This is a genomic window from Patescibacteria group bacterium (genome assembly GCA_041645165.1).
In the GTDB taxonomy this organism is placed as follows: domain Bacteria; phylum Patescibacteriota; class Patescibacteriia; order 2-02-FULL-49-11; family 2-02-FULL-49-11; genus 2-02-FULL-49-11.
Genome location: JBAZQN010000001.1, coordinates 98,005 through 118,388 on the forward strand (window position 1 = coordinate 98,005; position 20,384 = coordinate 118,388).

Genomic DNA, 20,384 nt, shown 5'->3' on the forward strand with positions numbered 1-20,384 from the left:
CGAAATAAGATAAAAAAGCGATGGGGGAATTAAACACTATTAACCACATTGCAAATGTAGTGCACGTCTTCTGGGGTGATGGACTCGTTATTGGGCAGGAAGAATCCGCAGGAATGGATTTTATCGGATACCTCGTCATGGAACTCGCCGTAGCGTTCGCTCCAGAAGGGGTGAAGGCCGAGGTTGCCGGCGGAGAAAAGCCGCGTTTCAATGTGATGCGCATCGAGCGCTGCCACGATTTGTTTCCGGTGAGCGCGGTCGCGCGCAAGCGCGCCGAATGAAATGCTGCACGGCGCTGCTTTTTCGCTCCAGCGCTGCCATTCCAAAGAGGGGAGGAGTTTCGCATAGAGGAGGTGGTTTTCCGTGCGGCGTTTCGTCACGGCGTTTGCCTTATCAATCATGCGCAATCCTAAAAACGCTTGTGCATCAGTGGTGCGAAGATTAAATCCGGGTACAATAAAGGTGAAAGGCTCGTGCCAGTCGTCAAGATGATATTTTTGCATGAACGCGGACCTTTTCTCTTTGGGAAGGTCTTTGAGCCATCCATGGCTGCGCAGCATTAAAAGCAGATGATAAAGATCTTCATCATCCGTGTTTACCATGCCTCCTTCAATGGTGGACAGTTGATGGCCGAAAAAGAAAGAAAACGACGACATGGCGCTGAAGGCACCCACTTTTTTGCCGCCGTATTCGGCCCCCAGCGCGGCGCACGCGTCTTCCATGAAAAAAAATCCGTAGCGGCGCTGCAGTGCGGCGAGTGAATCCATATCCATGGGCACTCCCAGCACTTGGACCGCAATGACGGCGGCAGGATCATGCTGCTGCAGCAGGCGTTCCAATTGCGACAGGTCGAGGCCGAAGTTATCCTTGTCCGCTCCGCACATGAGAGGCTCAAAGCCGAATTGCATAAATGGCGCAATGGTGGTGACCCACCCTACGCTCGGCACGACCACTTTTCTATTTTTTAATTTTCCGGATAAGAGCGCCGCATACGCCATGAGCAGGTTCGCGGAAGAGCCGGAATTGCAAAATACCGCATATTTCGTGCCAATCCAGCGAGCCCATTGGCACTCGAATTCAAGCGTCAGCGGCCCTTTAGTCAATTGCGGGTTATGCTGCAGCCAATCCGCCAGGGCGTTCAGATCGTGCTGATCAATAATTTGTTCTGCAAGTTTATACTGTCTCATGATGTAGAAGAGAAATAATCTAAGGCTTTACTATACCGTTCCGGCGTACCTATGTCGATGAACTGTTCAGAGGTGGCAAATCCGTACAATCCCTTGCCAATGAGTGCAGGGAATAGGTCGTATTCAAGAGACGTCTTTGCGTCTGGCGGGATGAGGGAGAGCGCCTTCTTATGGAAGAGGTAGATACCGGCATTTCTCCATTGCGCCTCTGGGAGATTTTCTTTTTCTCTAAACGCCACAATGCGCTTACTGCGCTCGTCAATTATTACGTTGCCTGCGTCAGTGCGCTCATTACATTTACTGCATACCATAGTTGCGAGCGTGTTTTTATGCATAAAGTGCTGCTGTGCTACTTCAAGGAGATTAACCGGACAATAGGAATCTCCATTGGCAACAAAAAAATATTCACCGCGCAAGAGCGTTTCAGCCTGTTTGAGAGCGCCCCCTGTCCCGAGGGGCGCGTCTTCTTTTGAATACACAAGGTGTTTTGTGTAAGGACTTGAGCGGTAATAACTCTCGATATCCTCCGCCTTATAACCAACGCAGAGGATGATGCGTGTTGTGCCTATGCGGAGGAATTGCTCAATCAGCCGTGAAAGAAAGGGTATGCCGTTAAAGGGGGCAAGTACTTTAGGGATACTCGGATCTACTGCACGGAAACGGGTACCCAAACCTCCGCACAGGATGCATACCTCTAATGGTTCATTCCTTTTCATGGTACGACACCTCCCAAGGTAGTGTGGTTAAAGATAACGGTACTTCCTTCTGTTTCAAATTTAAACGGAATTTCTAAAAGCCGACGCAATCGTTCTCGCACCATAGGCTGTGACGAGGGGGGCACAAAGAGGAGGAGAAATCCACCTCCGCCGGCGCCCAGGATCTTCCCGCCCCTCGCGCCTGCGTGCAGCGCATCCTCATATATTGAATCGATCACTTCATTCGTGACTCCTTCGGCGAGTGACTGCTTGAGGCGCCAATTTTCATGCAAAAGTCCCCCAAACTCTTGGATTGCGCCGGTCTTCAGTATATGGCGCGCTTCGTTGACGAGTTGCATGAGATGCGACAACTCTTTTTCACGCTTGGAGAAATTGTCTATTTTGCTTTTTTCGATGAGTGAAGCCATTCTGGTAAATCCAGTAAAAAAGAGCATGAGGTGGCATTGCAGCTCGGCACTCACCTCAGGGGATACCTCGAGGGGGCTCACCGTGATCTCGCCATCGGGATGAAACGTAATATGGTTAAATCCTCCGTACGCGGCGGCAATCTGATCTTGAGAGCCGACAGTTTCCCGTATGCGTTGCTGTTCCACCTCGATTGCCTGTGCCGCGAGCGTCTTTTTATCGATTGTTCTGCCATTCAAAACATGGAGGGCGTGGAGGAGTCCCACGGTGAATGATGAGCTTGTGCCAATGCCGGATCGTGCGGGCAGATCGCCATCATGGTGCACCTCCAATCCCTCGTCATGTCCCAGGAATTTGATGCATTCGCGCACCACGGGATGCTGGATTTCATCCGTGTCATTCGCCGTTTCAATATGGGAATAGACAATGCGGTGTTTGTGTTCAAAAAAGGGAGGCAGATTGCGGCAGCTCACATAGCAGTATTTGTCGATGGAGGTGCTGATGACCGCACCGCCGTGCATGAGAAACCATTTTGGATGGTCAGTGCCACCGCCGAAAAAAGATATACGGTAGGGTGTTCTCGTAATGACCATATATTTACATTGAGAGAGCAGAAGAGGGAATCACGGGGTTGGGAAATTTGCTCATGTCAATAATCCAGGCGTAGCCGCGCCAGCGGTCTTTCTCCGTAATTTCATGTAGGATCAGATCGCGGTAGCTGGGCACCTCGCTTTCATGTCCCCAGAATCGGCTTGTGCCAAATGTTTTTAATTGGGCTACAGCCACTTCTTTGATTTGCCTCGTTCGCAAAAGCTCATTTAATGCGGGATCTTTAGTGAAGTCTCCATCTTTAATCGTTTCCGGCACTGATTCTAAGTTTAATGCTTTGCTGCTTGTGCCCGGGATGATGACATAGCCATTCTTGACTTCGTTGAGAGTGTTAATATACTGAATTTCGTATTTATTGCGTATCGTAGGATTAATATTATTAATAACAGCGTCATTATAGACGGTTTTATAGGTAGAAAATTGCGTGATACCAAGGGCATCAAGTTTGCGAATGAGGAAAGCGCTTGTCATGCGCGCCGGGTAGATATCGCGCGCGAGCTGAAGCCAATTCCAAATCACGGTAGGTATGAATGCACCGATCGCAGTCAACCAAAATAGAAACGGCGCGGTAGTAACATGAAAAAGCGCATAACCAATAAACATAAGCATGCCGATAAACCCTGGCAGGTATGAGCGTCCAAGCTGGGGTCCTTTCGTAAATTCTCCCCACGCAATAGGGGAGATCGCCAGCAGCAACATAGCCAAAGACGGAATGATAATCAACAGCGGCCGGGTTGACAGGTACCCAAGACCTGCCAGGTATATTACGCCCAGTCCGCAGAGGGCGGTAGGTAGGGGAACAAAGCGCCAGAACAGTCTAGGAACCCAGCGCCAACCCGCGCCGCGCATATAATAGTTAATCGGTTTGCCAATACTGGCAAAGTAGTTTACATAGAGACGAAAGTGACCCTTGGTCTGGCCGGCATAGTAGTACCAGAAGTATTGTTTAAGATTATACGGCAAATTTGGAATATTGAAGAAAATAACAGTAATGGCAAATCCGGCAAGCACAGGCAGGAAGTAGGATATGCCGAGCGCATTAATGATAATGATTACCCAGAGAACAAGCGCTATTACTTTTTTTGTAACTACCACAAGCCGGGCGTGGGCGTGGGCAAGATAATGATCCAGGGTGAATTTACCTCGACTATTGATGATTTTGTTAAGGAATCGCGGCGCTCGTTCGTAGTAAATTTCCGTAACTATCTTTTTATACCATCCCCAGAGCATGAGAAGACCGATGAAGGTGAAAAGAGGGAGCCAGATATTTATAAGCGTTACATGATTGTGGCGCAAAAGCTCGACAAGCCCGCGGTGGTCAGAGGCGATGAGTAGAGGAGAGTATTTGGCATAGAAGATCGCAGCCAGAAACAGCATAAAATATTTTCGTGACGAAGCTGAGGCAAACATAGTAAGGCTAAAAAGCGCGCCGCTGACTCCTAACCAGAGAAAGGCGTTGGTAGTGGCAGCGGTATAATCGTTTACTTGCTGGACGACGAGAATTGTTAAAAGAAAGATTGTGGTGCCATCAATAATATGTCCGCCGAAAAGCGCCACTTGCCAAATCCATAGGGAAGTAAGAAACAATATGCTTACTACAAAAGCGACAGATGCGTTCCAATAGTCTTTTCCAATGAGGTAGAGGAGAATCGTGGAAGCGGCATTGGCGAATCCGCACATCGTGAGAAGCGGATGTTCTGTTAATTTGTCCCCCATGATTTTTTGGAATACCGCAATCAACATGATCGTCACATCTTTCATGCGCGTCTTCCCAATGCCATATTTGTGAATATCAGACGGCAGGCGCCATTTGTAGGCTTGAGCTGCGGCATAGACTTGTCTTTCGTTATCGGTGTCATCGGTGATATACTGGCTTCCTCGTGTGCGGCATGAGAAGTAAATGGCAGAGCCTAAGGAAAGGACAATGATGATGAGAAAGTACCAGTCAAACATAATGATATTCATTAAAAATATTATTCATTAAAAGTGAACGGTATTCACTTTATAGAAATAAGAATCTTTGTCTTTGAGGAGCGCATCGGGTCTGCCGCGCTCTTTAATGATCCCATCTTGGAGAATAATCAATGAGTCACAATGCTTGAGAGTGGTTAAGCGGTGCGCAATGATGATAATCGTCACCCTTCCCTTCAAGTGCTCGATCGTTCGTTGGATAAGCGCTTCTGATTCATTATCGAGGGCGCTGGTCGCTTCGTCAAGAATGAGGATATCAGGCTGACGCGCCAAGACGCGAGCGAGGATGATGCGTTGCCGCTGTCCGGCAGACAGCTCCATTCCCCTTTCCCCCACTACGGTGCCGTACCCTTCGGGAAGTTTGTCAATAAAATCATGAATATACGCCAAGCGCGCGGCGGCCATAACCTCTGCGCGTGTCAAATCATGGTAGAACGTAATGTTATGCTCAATGGTGTCATTGAGCAAAAAAATGTCTTGCGACACGTAGCCCACATGGCGCCGCCAGTCCGCCAGGCGGATGGAATGTATGTCTATTCCATCGAGGGTAATGGCGCCATGGAGCGGTGTGAGGAGGCGCAGTATCAGATCGACGACGGTGGTTTTGCCTGAACCGGAAGGCCCAATGATCCCCACCATAGATCCTTTTTTCACTTCAAACCGTACGTTTTTCAGCACCGCATCGGTTTCGCGGTGGTAATGAAACTGTACGTCGCGGATCGCGAGGAGCGACTGAAAAGAAAAAGGCTGCGTTCCCTCGTCGTGTTCCCGATTCTGGCGCATGGATTCGCGATGATCGGTGACGCTTTTGAGGTAGGGCGCCGATTCGCTCATACCGTTGAGCTTTCCCTGCATGGATTGGACGTACGAGAATATCTTTTGAATGAGATAGAGAATAACGGCAAAGGAGGCGAAGTTAAACTGCGGCGATTGGTAAGAGAAGGCGAATACTGCAAGGATGAATACGATGCTGACTGGCTGGATAAACACGTTCAGTCCGCTGTTGTAGAGTGAGAGCTGGAGGCGTGCGCGCCGTAAATGTTCAAAGAGATGTTCTCCCCTTATGAGGACGCTTGTTTCTGCGTTTATAGCTTTCACGGTTTTTATCCCGATCATGTGCTCGTTGATGTGGTGGGAGACGGCCTTTCCCATTTCCGAGAGACGGTATGACACCTTGCGCGTGCGGTAGAGCAGCGGTTTGATGATGAGAAAGAGCGCGGCGCCAACAATGAGCGTGACGATCGTGATCGGCGCCGATATGTTGACTGCCACGAGCAGATACATGATGAGGTTGGTGAGGATGAGGACGGAAGAGCTCAAGAGCAGGAGCACCCCGGAGGAAGCGCTCACATGGTCCACAAGCACTTTTTCCAAGTGGCCGATTTTCTGGTTGAGCAAGTGCGGCCACGACGCGTCGAGCGACTCTCGGAAGAGTTCCGTCCTCATTTTCATCTCGTAGCTATAGCTCATGCGAGCGTTGAGATAGTTGGCCGCAAAGAGCACGAATGCTTTCGCGATAAACAGGAGGGCGATCAAAATAGCGAGCGAGGTGAATGTGAAGGCTATATGAGCGCGGACGAATGCCGTCCTGATGATATTGGATATAGCATCGGCTCCTGGGGGCGTAGTGTCGCTTACTAGGGAAAAGAGAGGGATGACCGCATTAATGCCCACTCCTTCGAGCAAACCGCTCAGGAATCCCAAGGCAGTCATGAGCGCCACTTGCGGCTTATATGCGCCAAAAGCTTTATTGAGTAGGTGATAGGCGAAGGTGATTTTATTGTCTTTCAGGAGAGCAGCCATTTAGACAAGATTATGTTGGTACCATTCGTACATTTTCGTTAAACCTTCTTTCAATTCAATCTTCGGTTTCCAGCCCAATGCGTTTATCCGGCTCGTGTCCAGAGTTTTCATCGGCATACCGTCGGGTTTGGTATGGTCCCACACGATTGTCCCGTGATAATCTGTAATTTTTTTCATAAGTTCTGCCAGTTCATAAATGGCGATGCCCATGCCGGTTCCCACATTAAAAAATATTTCTCCGCGTTCATTCTGTGTTTTGGTGGGATTAAATTTATCCATGAGCATAAGGCACGCTTCCGCACAATCTTCGCTATAAAGGAATTCCCTGATCGCGGTTCCTGATCCCCAGAGTTGAAGTTCAGGCGCTTGGTGTATTTTTGCTTCGTGAAATTTACGCATTAATCCGGGAATTACATGAGAATTGATTGGATGGAAATTGTCATGAATCCCATATAAGTTAATGGGCATAATAGCGATATAATTGGTGCCGTATTGCCGGTTGTAGCTTTGGCACATTTTCATGCCGGCGATTTTAGCTATCGCATACGGTTCATTTGTTGGTTCTAAGGGCCCTGTAAGGAGATATTCTTCTTTCATGGGTTGGGGGCACTCACGCGGATATATGCACGCAGATCCAAAAAACAACAATTTTTTTGCATGGGAGAGATAGGACTGATGGATAACATTAGCGGTAATCGCGAGATTTTGATAAATAAATTCTGCGGGTAATGTATTATTAGCGATAATACCGCCCACTTTTGCCGCTAGCAAAAATACATAATCTGGTTTCTCCTGCGTAAAGAATTCAGCTACCGCGTTCTGGTTGGTGAGGTCAAGTTCTGCGTGAGTTTTTGTAATGATATTATGATATCCATACTTTTGTAATACTTGCAGCAGTGCATGTCCCATAAGTCCTGTATGCCCTGCGACGAAAATTTTTGAATAAGTATCCATAGTATTATGGTTGCATAAATTTAGCAGGATCCTCACCCATTGTGCGAAATTCAGCTTCCATCATGATGCGGACCAGTTCCTCAAATGAGGTATGCGGCGTCCAGCCAAGATTTTCCCTTGCTTTAGTCGCATCGCCGAGCAGCATATCAACCTCTGAAGGGCGAAAATAGCGCGGATCGATTTCTACCAAAACCTTGCCGCTTTTCGCATCAATGCCTTTTTCATCCATTCCGTTGCCTCGCCATTCGAGGTTGTATCCTACCAGCTGGGCTGCGCGTGTTGCGAACTCGCGTACGCTGTGTGATTCGCCTGTTGCGATTACATAATCGTCAGGCGTATTCTGCTGAAGTATAAGCCACATCGCTTCTGCATATTCAGGCGCATAGCCCCAGTCGCGCCGTGCATTGAGATTGCCAAGATAAAGCACTCCAGGTTTTGCCAAACCAAGCTTTATTTTCGCCAGAGTATTGGTAATTTTTTTTGTGACGAAAGTGCCGCCGCGCCGGGGTGATTCGTGATTAAAAAGAATGCCGTTAGACACGAAGAGCCCGTACGCTTCACGGTAATTTACGGCTATGTGGTAGGCGAACGCCTTGGCGCAGGCGTAGGGTGAGCGCGGATGAAATGGCGTTGTTTCTTTTTGCGGCGTCTCCTGCGCCTTGCCGAACATCTCGCTTGAACCCGCCTGATACACTTTCACATGCGCTTTGGTGTCTTTTATCGCATCTAAAAGGCGCAGAGTGCCAAGACCATCGACGTTGCTGGTAAATTCTGGAATTTCAAAGCTTACCTGAACATGGCTTTGCGCGCCAAGATTGTAAATCTCATCTGGCTCTGTGCGTTCAATGATGCGGTTAATGCTGCTCGTATCACCCAAGTCCCCATAATGGAGATACAGTTTTCTGCCCTGTTCATGGGGATCCTGGTAAATCTGGTTGAGGCGTTCGGTATTAAAGCTTGATGATCTTCGTATGATGCCATGCACTTCATATTCTTTTCGCAATAGCAGCTCTGCAAGATAAGAACCATCTTGACCAGTGATGCCGGTGATGAGCGCTTTTTTCATAAGGGTTATCTGCTATTGATATCGGAGCTTACTGGTACCGTAATAATTTAATTTGGTATGCCAGTATTGCGTTTAATATCCGTGTACTTTACATATTCAAGATTCACCTTTAAATAACTTAATTTTTACGGTACTGGTATAATTGTATCATAAGAGCAGCATATCAGTATTTCCTTATGATTCAGCGCTTATATCCCATTGTTTAACATATTTGCCTATACCGTGCCGCTGAAGTTTATTTTGGCGCCGCAGGGATATTTGGGTCCATGCGAGCAGGCTTTCAAAGTTGATCTTATATCTTCCTTTGATAACGATAAATTTAATCTCCTTATTTTTTAGCGCGGTTCTTATTGTTTTATCAGAGAGGCCGAATAACTTTGCTGCCTCTGAAACCGATACCCTTATTAAAGGAATAGATGAAGGTGCATTATTTTCTGGCATATCTTAAGGTATAATCATATTAAACATAATCACTATATAATAGTTTTAAAATCTAGACAAGTCTAGAAGTTCATAGTATAAATAATAATTATCCACATTGGATTTCTAGATATATCTAGATATTAGTATAAATTTTGTTATAAATTATATAAAAATAAGACAATATTCAGGTGTAACAGATGGTATTTAATAACGTCTACTTTAATGCAAGACGCATCAGATAGCCTAATTGAAAGGATACGGCAGGGCGACAGAGAGGCCTTAGGAGAAATGTACGACACATTTGCCCCTTCTCTTTATCGTTATATCTCCTTTCGCATTGCACATACACAGGATAGGGAAGATATATTGAGCAGTGTTTTTTTAAGGGTATTTGAATCCATTGCGAAAGGGAAAATGATAACGAACATCAGGGCGTTTCTTTATCAATCAACGCGGAATGCGATTATAGATTATTACCGGGAGTCATCACGCAGTTCTTCAGTTATCATAGAATGGAATGAAGAGTTATTGCAGGACGAACAGTCTCTTACGCCCCTTTTGCATTCGGAACAACTTATCGACACCGCTATCCAAAACAGAATCATAGCGAAAGAGCTTGGGAACTTGAAAGAAGAATATCGTGAACTACTTTCATTGCGATATATAGAAGATCTGGAAATAGATGAGATTGCGGCGATTATGCAGAAATCTCACATCGCGGTACGCGTTACGCTCCATAGGGCGCTCAAAGCGCTCAAGAAATTAGTAGAAAGTACTATAAGTGCTAATAAGTGATATGCGAGATAATGATCTCATAAAATCATTAATAAATCTTCGCCAGCACACATCGGTGCCGGAGCGCAGCCTTGTTTCATTGCGCACAAAAGTGCTGAATAGCGCTGGTTCTATCACGTTTACACAAAATAGCCGCATACCTCCCTTACCAATACAAACGACTTCATTATTCGTTTTTTGGAAATCATATATACAAACCCATTTTAGCATTATTCCGCAGGTGGCAACCGCAGTGGTAATTGTGCTGGTGATAGTCGGCGCAGGTTCGGCATATTCCTTACACGCAAAACCCGGCTCCCCTTTATATAAAGTAAGGATAACCTTGGAGAATACGAACGTGGCGCTCCATTCCCAGCCAACGAGGCGTACTGCACTGGAAATCCAGCTTTTTGATAAGGGAGTGAGCGAGCTCAAAGAAATGAGCACAAATGACGCATCTTCTTTCGCAGTAATCGCGGTCATAGATACTCTTGACGAGCGGTTAGTCAAAGTAAACGATAGGATCGGCACATTAAAGGGGGTTCAATTGGACTCACAAGTGGTACCCACCATAATTTCCGCAACCGATAAAGCCATATATGCACATAATACGCTGAAAAATCTTCGAGAATCTGCTCCGATCGCCATGCAGTCGAAGTACAATAGAGCTATTGCGGCGTCATCGCGATTGAAGATTACTGCGCTGCAGGCTCTGGTAACCTATTCTGACGGCACAAAAGATACCAAGGCGCAGGAAGCAGTCGCTGAAAAGCTGCAGGATGAGATTATTGCCGCCAAAGAAAGCATTAATACGTTAAAAGGGGCACAAGAGCCGGAAACGGCTGCAAAGACAGATAATATAAAGAATCTTGAAAATGCTATTAACAATGCCGAGATTGCGCTTAAAGAAGGAAATTTAAGCATTGCACTAAACCATATTATTGAATCCAATGAATTATTAGAATCTTCCAAAGGCATTGTAGAGGGGGATTCCATAGAAATTATAGGAAGTTTACAGTCAGTAACTTCAACTAACGAATCCAGTACACCCGTCATTGTGGATGAACCTGTTGTAGTGCTAGAACCTTCTGGAAATTCGAATAGATCTGTATTGTCCAGCACTACTTCATTACCTCTAAATATTGAAGAAAATATTGAACAAACACCAAAAGAACCGCCAGAGTTTCCGTTGGGGTTTGATCTTTAAAGTTGACAAAAGAGTATTCTGTTGTTCTAATGTATAATGTACAGAGAAAAGGGATGCTTGCCTGGATGCGACTTATTGTTGTAGATGAGCAAGAATATTTTAGTTTTATTTGTAATAAAGATTTATGGCATTGCTCATAGAGGGTTATGTCATAACTTTATAATTTAAAAAGGTCGGCCTCTTATTTATTCAAGCATTTGGATAAATAAGTTGTAACGCTAATAAACTTGTCTGTTATATTTGATTTTAATAGGTCGAATCATTATTAATAAAGTAACAGGCAAGATACACACTGTACGGTACTTTATCTACCGGCAGGGTGCGAAAGGAAGTACGAATGTCGAATTTTATCAAAAAAAGTTTTACATGGGGAGTTGTGGGCGCCACTATCGTATGGTCGCTCGGAATATTTGTTCTCCCCGTTCAAGTGAAGGGCGCGCAGGACGGCGATCTTATCAAGATGCCGGGTAATCCTGCGGTATACCTTCTCAAGGGCGGCAAGAGATTTGTATTCCCGAACGACAAGGCATACTTTACGTGGTACAGCGACTTCTCTGGAGTGGTAACGGTATCGCAATCCGAGCTCCAATCGTATCCCATCGGCGGCAACGTGACTTACAAACCAGGTACCAGGTTAATAAAGATCACGACCGATCCGAAGGTATATGCGGTTGAGCCAAACGGAACTCTCCGATGGGTAACATCGGAAGCGATCGCCGTTTCCCTCTACGGATCAAACTGGAACAAGAGAATTGATGACGTTCCAGATCCGTTCTTCGTGAACTACACCACCGGCGCAGATGTCACGACTGCAACATACCCGGTTGGCTCTATAGTGAAAGAAGAGAGCTCCGCCACGGTCTATTACATTGCCGAGAGCAATACCAAGCGGCCATTCGCCACTGATGCGGCGCTCACCGCGAACATGATGAAGACCGGCAATGTGCTCACCGCGACCAGTCTCGCCAGCTACACTTCAGGCACCTCTGTCACAGGCAAAGAGGACACGCTTGCAGTATTTGGCGGCACCACGAGCACCGGCCCCGCGGCAGGCGGCACGCTTTCATTGGCGCTCTCTGCTGACACGCCCGCGTCTGGCGTCTTCGTGAAAAGCGCTGCGCGCGTTCCGTTTACCTATATCAATGCGACCGCAACCGGCGGCGAAGCAGTGATTGACTCGATGGTAATCCAAAGAGGCGGCATTGCGCAGGACTCGATATTTTCAGATATCACCATTCTTGTGGATGGGACGCAGGTGGGATTAAACAAATCCTTTAACTCCGTGCACCAAGCCACATTGTATGATGACATCACCATCCCAAGCGGCACTACCAAGAAGATCATGCTGACCGGTAATACGTCAGCGATGGCCTCAAACTCTGGTGAAATGCCGATCCTTGGTTTGGCTGCAGTTACCCTCAAGAGCGGCACCTTGTCAGCATCGCTGCCAATCTATGGCAACCCGATGACTGCCAATAACACTATCAGTATCGCTGCCGTAACCGTCGCGCGCGGTCCGCTTGACCCCGGCGCCACTTCTACCCAGAAGATCGGCACCAAACAATATGCCTTCACCTCGGTGAAACTTAGCAATGATTCAGTAGAAAAAGTGCAGGTGGAAGAGCTTATCTGGGATCAGGCAGGTTCAGCTGACGATTCAGACATTTCAAATGTCAATCTTTTGGTTGACGGCGTTGTGATTGCGTCCCTGTCCAATCCAGTGGACAAGAAAGCGCACTTCAAGCTTGCAACCCCATATTTGATTGATAAGGGGAAGAACAAAGAGTTTACCATCAAGGCGGATATTGATTCTGGATCAAACCGCACGGTGGACTTTGACATCGAAAAGAATACCGATGTCGTGGTAAAGGGATTAACCTATGGCTATTATGTCCTGGCAACAGGATGGCCATCAGCGACTGATCCTCGATTGAGCGGTTATGCCGTGACCATTGATACTGGCTCGCTAAAGATTGAGCCTGTCGCCACCGCGTCCAACAAGATAACGGACGGCTCCACAGGCCAGATCTTGGGCATGTTTAATTTTGAGGCAAAGGGTGAAGATGTTTCCATCACTTCTCTCGGCATCAAGGTTACCGTTTCAAGCTCCGCGGCAAACGTATCTGACGTGACCAATATCACGCTCTATGACGAGGCAGGCCTTGCGGTAGCCGGTCCGGTAGACCCTACAGGAACTACCGCAGATATTACCGCAACTTCCACTGATACCATTACGGTGCCCGTCGGCATTCATAAATACACCGTTAAGGGTGATTTGAGCACTGATTTTGTGTCTGCGGATACGGTGTTAGTGAAAATTAAGCCTTCAGACATCACTTCAAAGGGCGTCACGACAGGCAAGACGGTCACCCCGACGCCCGCGACATACCAAACCTCTACCACACAAACGGTGCAGGCAGGATCTCTTGTGGCGAACATTTCCACGACTCCTGTGGCACAGACCGTGGTCGCAGGCACCAATGGGCATACCTTTACGAACTATGTGCTTGACGCGCAAGGTTCTGGCGAAGATATCCGTGTCACGCAGATAAAGGCTGCCATGCATACCACGGGGTCTTCCTACCCTGCGTTGATTTCAGGATTGAAGCTTTATGACGGCTCCCTCGAGCTCGTCACGTCAAATGATCCTGATCCGACGAACACCACTGCAGCCGCATCGGCTACTTCAACCTTCACCTTTGTGAATGCGCTTGTAGTGCCGAAGGGAACCTCCAAGACTTTGTCGCTCAAGGGGAATATCTCCAAGAGCGTCACGTCTGGCACAGTGAAACTCGGGCTTCAGAATGATGCGACGAATGCTATCGCGGCGACAGGCAAGGATACCGGCGCGACCATTACTCCTACCTACAGCTATTCTGACGGCCAAGCGATGACACTCACTGATGCTGGCACACTCACGCTCTCGGCAGACGCGTCTACGCCAATCGCAGGGCATGTTCCCGGTTCATCCACCGGACTCCCTGTGGGCGTATTCTCCATGCAATCGAGGCATGAGGATATCAATGTAGAAAAGATTTGGTTCAGGCTCTCAGCGGTGAACAGCGGCGGTCCAGATCAAGTTGACAAGATTTGGCTCACTGACGGCACGAAGACTGTAGGGGTTACTCCAACCTCTTCAGATTCTTCCGCTCCGGTTCAGGTGCTCTTCGATGTGTCACTTGATCCATTCGTGGTTGCCGCAAACACTACCAAGCTCTATACCCTCAAGGTTGATACGGCGCAAGTTGACACGCCATCAGGATCCAAGGGCGCCATGGGCGAGGGCTTCCAGTTCTCGATTAACGCAACCGGTGATATTACCGCAAAAGGTGCGTCATCTGGCAATAGCGTAAGCACGATTACTGGCACGCCCACGTTCAATGCCTTTACCCTGTATAAGACTGTGCCAACAGTTGACGTATCGAGCGGAGTGACGAATAAGCTTACTTCAAACGGCACCTATGAACTCTACAAGTTCACCATTGCCGCGGATCCGAAGGGCGAAGTAGCTCTCTATAAGCTTACGTTCGGCATTTCAACGACCACGGTCACCGCATCCAGCTTCGAGCTACGCGACAGCGGGTATACCCAGGGCGCAGTAGGCACCCTCTCCGTAGCGTCGCAGAACCTCGCTGTTCCGGCGTCAGGATATCTCGAGTTCCTGTTTGACACGGATTCAAGCGGTATAGGCCAAGGCGGTGAGTATCGATCGATTCCTGCAGGCAGCTCGCGAACCTTTACTTTGAAGGCCAGCGTAAGCGGCTACAGCTCAAGCGTCTCCAATGGCGTGAACGTTGCGCTCGCAGGCGATGCAACCTTCCCATCAACCGTGGTTGAGTGCGCAGGCACTACCGGAGCAAGCGATAATGCGTGCACCGGTGTAGATTCCGACGATCAGGACGACTTCATCTGGTCTGACCTTAACTATGGTAACAACTCCACGACTGCCACTAATACGGCACAATGGACCAACGGTTACCGCGTGAAAGGCCTTGATTCAACCTCGTCAACTGCGCAATCAATCTAAACTGATCATTTAGATGAGATTAAGATGCATTGACAGCGATTGAATCGCCAGAGTGGCATTCCGCCCCCCGCAATTGCGGGGGGCGGATGCTTGTTTCTGGATGATGGATTTGCTAAGCTGTTGTTATGATAATTTAAGGATTTGAAATATGATATACCAATTAAAACAGAACAGAATTTTACTTCTGTTAGCGGCAATAATAATCGTAATCGGCGGAGGAATATATTACCAACAATATCGTCAACGACCGCCAGTTTATTCCGGCAACGGATTACCGGCGGAACTTCAGCCCTATGCTCATTTATTCGAGTTTGAGAATCTTGACCCCAATCTTCCGGATTCGGCGCGTGAGAAATTTTTTAAGCGTTTCACCAATGATACCAATGCGCTTCGCGCAAACCCCGACAATTTTAATGCATGGCTGGATATTGGGCTCGTGCATAAGAATTTAAACGCGTTTGAGAAAGCGCGCGATGCGTGGGAGCATCTGGGCGAGATCCGTCCCCTTAACTCCATCTCATTTTCAAATATTGGGGATCTCTATGCGTGGTTTCTCCATGAACCAGCCAAGGGCGAAGCGGCATACCTGCAGGCTCTAAAAAATGAGCCGACCGATATAAATTTCTACAGAAATCTTGCCGAGATATACGATAAGCTCATGCCCGAAAGGAAAGGCCAAATTGACCCGCTTCTGGAAGAGGGGATAAAGGCAGCAAGAACAAATACGGAGAAAGCAGAGCTCACCGCGCTTATGGCAAGTTACGAACGTGATCGTGGAGAAAAGGATGAAGCGCTAAAACATTATCGCGAGGTACTCGCGCTCGATCCAAAGTATCCTAAAAAAGAGTTGATTCAGGCAGAGATAGATAAATTATACTAATTTGCCAACCCAATTCCGATTGTCATTCCAGACCGAGATCTGGAATCCAGGAATAAAAAACAAACAAACAATCGATTTTCGTTTGGTGTTCCCCGATCTCGGTCGAGGACGGCGTCTGGATTCCCGCCGGAGCCCCGCCTGCGCGAGGCCATGGTTTACCCCGTACAGTGATACGGGGCGGGAATGACGATAGAATCGGAATTTGAATAGCAATTGAGTATAACATCCACAAAACCTTAATCAATTGAGATACACGCGTTCGGTCGCCGCGATCATCGTTTGAAGTGTGGGGATCGGCTTGGGTGGTGATTCTCGAACAGTGGAAGTTGCGGAGAGCACCGAGAGAATCACTTCGGTAAGCGCAAAGGAGTCCTTCGGATCAATGAGGCGATACATAGCATTTTCCTCCATAACTTCAGGAATTCCTCCCACGCGTGTTGCGACGATAGGAATGTGCGCGGCAAGCGCTTCGAGGATGGTATAGGGAAGGCCTTCTTTGAGCGAGGGAAGTGCGAAACAATCAAACGCTTTTAGGTACACGGCAGCATCAGGAATATGCCCCAGCAGGTGGCAATTTTTTTGTAAATGATTTGCGGCAATAAATTGCTCAAGTTTATTTCTTTCCGGTCCTTCGCCAATGATGAGGAAATGGAATTCTGGATTTTTTTGGATAATAGTTTTTGCCGACTCAAGCAGCGTATCCAATCCCTTGGTCGCATATAATCCTGCAATGGTGCCGATCCATGTTGCAGCAGCATTGAGGGGAGGAAATTTTTTAGAAAGATGCAATCGTGCCTCGTCGCGTGTAAGAAATGAAATTTCCTTAATCCCTATGGGTATGGTCACTATATTTTGCGGCTTGGCAATATGTGCGCGGATTGCCGCACGGTGATCGTCTTCTGAAACGCAAATCGTGACATCGCGCAGTTTTCCCGCAAACCACTCCGCTAGCCAGTAGATAAGCTTAATGATAGGCGCGAGAGGCTCTTTGAGCACCAAGCCATGCACAGTATAGATTATCTTCGGCACGCGAGCGAAGCGCGCGGCTAATGCGCCTAGAAATCCTGACTTCGATGAATTGAGATGGACAATTTGCGGCCGGATACTGCGGCAAAGTTGATAGATTTCTGCGATAGCGGCGACGTCATTCAGCGGCGAGAGGGGACGTTTTAGTCTTGAGAGATACACTGCGTGCACGCCGGTATCTTGTAAACGGGCAAAAAGCTCTCCCTCTGGGTCTTCTCCTGCCGCGACCGTGACATCCCATCCGCGGGATGCGAAATGCGATGCCAAGTCGAAGACATACCTCTGCGCCCCTCCCCATACCGACTGGGTGACGAGGAAGAGAATTTTTTTCATGCGGGCTGGTATTTCCATATATATTCATGATAGAATGGAACAAGCGGAAGGTCAAAGAAATTACTTATTAATTTATGAATATACTTATAACCGGTGGCGCTGGTTTTATCGGTGCATGGTTGGCAAAAGCATTACACGAACGAGGAGATGTAGTTACGGTGATTGATGATTTTTCTTCAATTAACTATCGTGCTCAAATTAAGGAGGCACGTGTTGAAGCCCTCCTTAGCGGCGTTAACGTTGTACGTGGCAGTATTCTTGATGTTTCTTTGATGGTCAGGTTGCTTAAAGATAAACCGTATGATTGCATCGTACATTTCGCAGCAGCACCCGGCGTGCGCTATTCAAGTAGAGAGCCATTAACTTACGCGCGGGTAAATGTTGAAGGAACTACTGCAGTATTTGAGTCAGCGAAACAAGCAGGAGTGAATTGGGTAGTGTATGCGTCTTCTTCTTCAGTGTATAGCATGGTTCAGGACATTCCGTTCAATGAGAATCATTCAATAGAAAAAGTTACATCGATTTATGCTGCAACCAAGCGTGCAACGGAATTGATTGCAGGGACCTATTGGCTTACTGCGAGAATTAAATCTACCGGAGTACGTTTTTTTAATGTGTACGGCCCATGGGGACGTCCGGATACCCTTCCTTATATTGTTTCTAATGCTATTTTTAATCACGCTCCTATTGAACTGAAATGGGAAGGTAATATCGCGCGTGACTTTACATCGGTGCACGATATTGTTCGCGGAGTCATTTCAGTGATTGGTCATCCCGAAGCAGAGTGTGAACTTGTCAATTTTGGTAACTCTCATCCAATCCTTCTCAAGGAGCTGGTTAGTAGGCTTGAAGCAATCATCGGTATTGATGCAATTGTTAAGAGCGAACATGCGATTCCACGAGAGGATCCCATCAATACTTATGCCGATATTAAACTTGCAAAACTAAAGTATGGATGGGAGCCATGTGTCTCATTGGATGAAGGGTTAAAAGAATTGGCGGAATGGCATAAAAAATATTACAGAGCTGATTATTAATATTTCCATATATTATGAAATTTAAGTTAGGCATTATAGGAGTCGGAATGGTCGGCGGCGCGGTGTACGCGTACTATCCCGATGCTATTCCTTACAGCCCGCGGAAATATCCGCAGAATAAGGAAAAAATTAATGATGCAGATATCGTATTCGTGTGCGTTCCCACGCCATTTATGAAAGATGGCGTAGGGTTTGATCTGTCTTATGTGCATGACGCAATTTCACTATTGAAGGAAGGGAAGACAGTGGTCATAAAATCAACCGTCATCCCGGGCACTACGGATGCCTTGCAGGCGCAATATCCCCAGCATAAATTCCTTTTCAATCCTGAATTCCTGCGCGAGGCATCAGCTAATGAGGATTTCAAAAATCCGGACAGGCAGATTATCGGCACTACTGCGCAGAGTGAAGCCGCAGCCCGTGAATTAATGGGAATCCTCCCTCCCGCGTCGTTTAGCAAAATTGTTCCGGCAAAAGAGGCAGAGATGGTGAAATATTTCGGGAATACCTTCTTAGCTACGCGCGTTATCTTCGCAAACCAGATGTTTGACTTGTGTAAAAAGCTTGGAATCGATTATGAATTAGTGAAAGAAGCGGCATCAGCCGATCCCCGGATCGGGCCTTCTCATTTTAATATAGATCAGGATGGCTATCGCGGGTATGGCAAAAAATGCCTGCCCAAAGACACACGCGCGCTCCTGCAGCTCGCTGTACAGACGGGGGTGAATTTGGAACTATTAAAGACGCTTGAGGAGATTAACCACGAGCTCACCGGCGGCGTGGACAAAGAAGCAGACCCTTACGGTTTGTGAGAATCACAAACCGTAAATCCAAATTTCAAAGTTCAAATGTCAAATGAACGACCAATGCCAAAATTCCAATATTTCAATGTTTGGAATTTAGAATTTGAGATTTTATTAGAAATTTGAAATTGGGGCTTTAGATTTATTAAAATTATGCGTATTCTTGTTACAGGCGGTGCCGGTTTTATCGGCGCTCATCTCTGCAAAGATCTACTTACAAAAGGTCACGAAGTTGTGTGTCTTGATAATTTTGTGACCGGAAAAAAAGAGAATCTTGGGGATCTTCTGAAGCAGAACAATTTTTCTCTCATTATACATGATGTATGCGAACCCTTGCCTCCTGTACTTGGTAAAGTAGATCTTGTGTACCATCTCGCGGCCATTGCCTCTCCGTGGAAATACCTTGAACAGAAATTATTTACTTTGAAAACAAATATTTGGGGCACTTATCATGCGCTTGAGTATTGCCGCGCGAACGGAAGCGCTCTTATTTTTTCTTCCACCTCGGAAGTCTACGGCGATCCTGAAGAGCATCCTCAAAAAGAGGAATATTGGGGACACGTGAATCCCATTGGCCCGCGCGCCTGTTACGACGAAGGAAAGCGCGCGGCTGAATCGATGATTACTAATTACCAGGAAACGTATGGAATGCAGTGCGCGATAGCCCGGATATTCAACACCTTCGGACCCCAGATGGCGCTTGATGACGGCAGGCCGGTCATTAATTTTATCTCAAAAGCATTGAGAAGCGAACCATTGCCGATTCACGGCGACGGTCTGCAGACAAGGAGCTTCTGTTATGTGAGCGATATTATGAAAGGACTTCAGGCGCTCGCGGAGAAAGGAATAGGGAAAGGGCCGATAAATATCGGCAATCCCGATGAGCGCACCATTCTTTCCATCGCAGAATTAGTTCGCGCAAAAGTGAATCCTCACGCAGCCTTCACGCACATACCGCGCGTCGAAAACGACCCCCAGCGCAGATGCCCGGACATCACCAAAGCAAAGACCCTTCTCGGCTGGGAGCCAAAGGTAAGTTTTGAGGAAGGAGTGGATAGGACGATTGAGTGGGTGAAAGAATTAATTAAAAATCAAGCATAAATAGTAGCTAATTGTTCGTTCGTATAACATACCAAAAGTAGTCATTTATACGCCAACAGTTC

Annotated in this window: 16 protein-coding genes; 7 read left to right on the plus strand and 9 right to left on the minus strand. The window is 47.2% G+C overall.

What is annotated here, in order from left to right; genetic code table 11:
• Positions 1-29 precede the first annotated feature (29 nt).
• The 8 genes from WC659_00490 to WC659_00525 all read right to left on the minus strand — a co-directional run bounded on the left by WC659_00490 (position 30) and on the right by WC659_00525 (position 9,152).
• The gene (locus WC659_00490; GenBank protein ID MFA4872399.1) at positions 30-1,187 is read right to left on the minus strand and encodes an aminotransferase class I/II-fold pyridoxal phosphate-dependent enzyme; all 1,158 of its coding nucleotides are present in this window, start codon (positions 1,185-1,187) and stop codon (positions 30-32) included.
• The gene (locus WC659_00495) at positions 1,184-1,903 is read right to left on the minus strand and encodes a nucleotidyltransferase family protein (GenBank protein MFA4872400.1); all 720 of its coding nucleotides are present in this window, start codon (positions 1,901-1,903) and stop codon (positions 1,184-1,186) included. Before WC659_00495 ends, WC659_00490 begins: the two co-directional genes overlap by 4 nt.
• Positions 1,900-2,901: a kinase gene (locus WC659_00500; protein ID MFA4872401.1), complete on the minus strand. Its 1,002-nt coding sequence runs from the start codon at positions 2,899-2,901 to the stop codon at positions 1,900-1,902. Before WC659_00500 ends, WC659_00495 begins: the two co-directional genes overlap by 4 nt.
• A gap of 4 nt (positions 2,902-2,905) precedes the next feature.
• Positions 2,906-4,870 (minus strand): hypothetical protein, encoded by a 1,965-nt coding sequence (locus WC659_00505; protein MFA4872402.1) that lies wholly within the window; start codon positions 4,868-4,870, stop codon positions 2,906-2,908.
• Positions 4,871-4,897: 27 nt separating this feature from the next.
• Positions 4,898-6,691: an ABC transporter ATP-binding protein gene (locus WC659_00510; protein ID MFA4872403.1), complete on the minus strand. Its 1,794-nt coding sequence runs from the start codon at positions 6,689-6,691 to the stop codon at positions 4,898-4,900.
• Entirely contained in the window at positions 6,692-7,645 is a 954-nt protein-coding gene (locus WC659_00515; protein ID MFA4872404.1) for a GDP-L-fucose synthase, read from the minus strand. It lies immediately after the preceding gene.
• A gap of 4 nt (positions 7,646-7,649) precedes the next feature.
• Positions 7,650-8,711: a GDP-mannose 4,6-dehydratase gene (gene gmd / locus WC659_00520; GenBank protein ID MFA4872405.1), complete on the minus strand. Its 1,062-nt coding sequence runs from the start codon at positions 8,709-8,711 to the stop codon at positions 7,650-7,652.
• A 174-nt stretch (positions 8,712-8,885) separates the two neighbouring features.
• The gene (locus WC659_00525; protein MFA4872406.1) at positions 8,886-9,152 is read right to left on the minus strand and encodes a helix-turn-helix domain-containing protein; all 267 of its coding nucleotides are present in this window, start codon (positions 9,150-9,152) and stop codon (positions 8,886-8,888) included.
• A 204-nt stretch (positions 9,153-9,356) separates the two neighbouring features.
• Between WC659_00525 and WC659_00530 the strand changes: the two genes are divergently transcribed.
• From WC659_00530 to WC659_00545, 4 genes are all read left to right on the plus strand, one after another.
• Complete coding sequence (locus tag WC659_00530) at positions 9,357-9,929, plus strand: RNA polymerase sigma factor (GenBank protein MFA4872407.1); 573 nt, start codon at positions 9,357-9,359, stop codon at positions 9,927-9,929.
• A gap of 1 nt (position 9,930) precedes the next feature.
• On the plus strand, positions 9,931-11,115 hold the full coding sequence (locus WC659_00535) for a hypothetical protein (GenBank protein MFA4872408.1): 1,185 nt from the start codon (positions 9,931-9,933) through the stop codon (positions 11,113-11,115).
• A gap of 337 nt (positions 11,116-11,452) precedes the next feature.
• Positions 11,453-15,142 (plus strand): hypothetical protein, encoded by a 3,690-nt coding sequence (locus WC659_00540; protein ID MFA4872409.1) that lies wholly within the window; start codon positions 11,453-11,455, stop codon positions 15,140-15,142.
• A 148-nt stretch (positions 15,143-15,290) separates the two neighbouring features.
• Positions 15,291-16,022 carry a hypothetical protein gene (locus WC659_00545; GenBank protein MFA4872410.1) on the plus strand — a complete coding sequence of 244 codons (732 nt, stop codon included), beginning with the start codon at positions 15,291-15,293 and terminating at the stop codon, positions 16,020-16,022.
• Positions 16,023-16,262: 240 nt separating this feature from the next.
• On the opposite strand, the gene WC659_00550 is transcribed toward WC659_00545, so the two are convergent.
• Positions 16,263-17,399, minus strand: coding sequence for a glycosyltransferase family 4 protein (locus WC659_00550; GenBank protein MFA4872411.1), 1,137 nt, complete (start codon positions 17,397-17,399; stop codon positions 16,263-16,265).
• A 56-nt stretch (positions 17,400-17,455) separates the two neighbouring features.
• Here WC659_00550 and WC659_00555 point away from each other — a divergent pair, with 56 nt between their 5' ends.
• From WC659_00555 to WC659_00565, 3 genes are all read left to right on the plus strand, one after another.
• Complete coding sequence (locus WC659_00555) at positions 17,456-18,418, plus strand: NAD-dependent epimerase/dehydratase family protein (protein MFA4872412.1); 963 nt, start codon at positions 17,456-17,458, stop codon at positions 18,416-18,418.
• A 14-nt stretch (positions 18,419-18,432) separates the two neighbouring features.
• Positions 18,433-19,230, plus strand: a complete 798-nt coding sequence (locus WC659_00560) for a hypothetical protein (protein MFA4872413.1) — start codon at positions 18,433-18,435, stop codon at positions 19,228-19,230.
• Positions 19,231-19,374: 144 nt separating this feature from the next.
• Positions 19,375-20,322, plus strand: coding sequence for a GDP-mannose 4,6-dehydratase (locus WC659_00565; GenBank protein ID MFA4872414.1), 948 nt, complete (start codon positions 19,375-19,377; stop codon positions 20,320-20,322).
• The last annotated feature ends 62 nt before the right edge of the window (positions 20,323-20,384 follow it).

Bases quoted from the DNA above. Each gene is read 5' to 3' on its own strand.
- WC659_00490 (MFA4872399.1), bottom strand. From the start codon at position 1,187: ATGAGACAGTATAAACTTGCAGAACAAATTATTGATCAGCACGATCTG.
- WC659_00495 (MFA4872400.1), bottom strand. From the start codon at position 1,903: ATGAAAAGGAATGAACCATTAGAGGTATGCATCCTGTGCGGAGGTTTG.
- WC659_00500 (MFA4872401.1), bottom strand. From the start codon at position 2,901: ATGGTCATTACGAGAACACCCTACCGTATATCTTTTTTCGGCGGTGGC.
- WC659_00505 (MFA4872402.1), bottom strand. From the start codon at position 4,870: ATGTTTGACTGGTACTTTCTCATCATCATTGTCCTTTCCTTAGGCTCT.
- WC659_00510 (MFA4872403.1), bottom strand. From the start codon at position 6,691: ATGGCTGCTCTCCTGAAAGACAATAAAATCACCTTCGCCTATCACCTA.
- WC659_00515 (MFA4872404.1), bottom strand. From the start codon at position 7,645: ATGGATACTTATTCAAAAATTTTCGTCGCAGGGCATACAGGACTTATG.
- gmd (MFA4872405.1), bottom strand. From the start codon at position 8,711: ATGAAAAAAGCGCTCATCACCGGCATCACTGGTCAAGATGGTTCTTAT.
- WC659_00525 (MFA4872406.1), bottom strand. From the start codon at position 9,152: ATGCCAGAAAATAATGCACCTTCATCTATTCCTTTAATAAGGGTATCG.
- WC659_00530 (MFA4872407.1), top strand. From the start codon at position 9,357: ATGCAAGACGCATCAGATAGCCTAATTGAAAGGATACGGCAGGGCGAC.
- WC659_00535 (MFA4872408.1), top strand. From the start codon at position 9,931: ATGCGAGATAATGATCTCATAAAATCATTAATAAATCTTCGCCAGCAC.
- WC659_00540 (MFA4872409.1), top strand. From the start codon at position 11,453: ATGTCGAATTTTATCAAAAAAAGTTTTACATGGGGAGTTGTGGGCGCC.
- WC659_00545 (MFA4872410.1), top strand. From the start codon at position 15,291: ATGATATACCAATTAAAACAGAACAGAATTTTACTTCTGTTAGCGGCA.
- WC659_00550 (MFA4872411.1), bottom strand. From the start codon at position 17,399: ATGGAAATACCAGCCCGCATGAAAAAAATTCTCTTCCTCGTCACCCAG.
- WC659_00555 (MFA4872412.1), top strand. From the start codon at position 17,456: ATGAATATACTTATAACCGGTGGCGCTGGTTTTATCGGTGCATGGTTG.
- WC659_00560 (MFA4872413.1), top strand. From the start codon at position 18,433: ATGAAATTTAAGTTAGGCATTATAGGAGTCGGAATGGTCGGCGGCGCG.
- WC659_00565 (MFA4872414.1), top strand. From the start codon at position 19,375: ATGCGTATTCTTGTTACAGGCGGTGCCGGTTTTATCGGCGCTCATCTC.